Origin of the sequence: Bartonella sp. AA83SXKL, assembly GCF_042196965.1 — a bacterium.
Taxonomy (GTDB): Bacteria; Pseudomonadota; Alphaproteobacteria; order Rhizobiales; family Rhizobiaceae; genus Bartonella.
This window is the reverse complement of the sequence record NZ_JBHIRG010000154.1, coordinates 1-778: the sequence shown is the minus strand read 5'-3', so window position 1 is coordinate 778 and position 778 is coordinate 1. Positions and strand designations below refer to the sequence as shown.

Below are 778 nucleotides of genomic sequence, written 5' to 3'. Positions count from 1 at the left end.
AAACAGGTTGTGGCAATATCAACATCACTAATAGGTTGCTCTAACAGCTGATTACGTACCGCCCCCCCCACAATACGCGCCTCTTCACCGTCTAAAGATAAAACATGAAGAAGTTTTTGGATATGACTATGCTGCAACCAATCAACCTGTTTGAAATCTTGTCTTATGCTCACTCTTTAACCTTTCAAACAAATCGCCATCATTCTCTCAAACTGGTATCTTTATAGGACAATAGTTTTCCACGACATCCTTTATAAGATACACAGCACTCCTTAAAAGAGAGCTTTCTCTCTGTATTTGTGCACGAATATTAAAAAAAACAGCATATTCCACTTCATTTCTCGTCATTTTCTGCTACAAATCATAAAATATTCCTTATCATAGAGAAAAAATCATTAATTTCTCTACAAATCGCCTTAAGGAATAAATATGAATCAGAGCGATGTATTATCTAATTCTATGAAACAGGCTACTATCAATAACGAAGCCCACGTGATTATTGATGCTATTGATACAGCACACAAAGAATTAGATATCCTACAACAAGAAGTTGACAAAGTTATTTTTGGTCAAAATCATGTGATTGAATACGCTTTAACAAGCATTTTAGCTGGAGGACACGCCCTTCTCGTTGGTGTTCCAGGACTTGCTAAGACGCGTCTTGTTGAAACGTTAGGAATAGTATTGGGGCTTGATGAAAAACGCATTCAATTTACGCCTGACTTGATGCCATCGGACATTATTGGTTCTGAAATTATGGATTCAGATAAAAGTGGTA

General features: G+C 36.6%; 1 protein-coding gene and 1 pseudogene. One reads left to right on the top strand and one right to left on the bottom strand.

The genetic code is table 11. The features are described 5' to 3' along the window. Window positions 1-173: pseudogene (locus ACFINO_RS10285) on the bottom strand (CCA tRNA nucleotidyltransferase); the annotation flags it as partial. A gap of 256 nt (window positions 174-429) precedes the next feature. On the opposite strand from ACFINO_RS10285, the gene ACFINO_RS10280 reads away from it, so the two are divergent. After that, window positions 430-778: AAA family ATPase (locus tag ACFINO_RS10280; RefSeq protein ID WP_375655725.1), on the top strand; the 349-nt coding region annotated here is incomplete at its 3' end.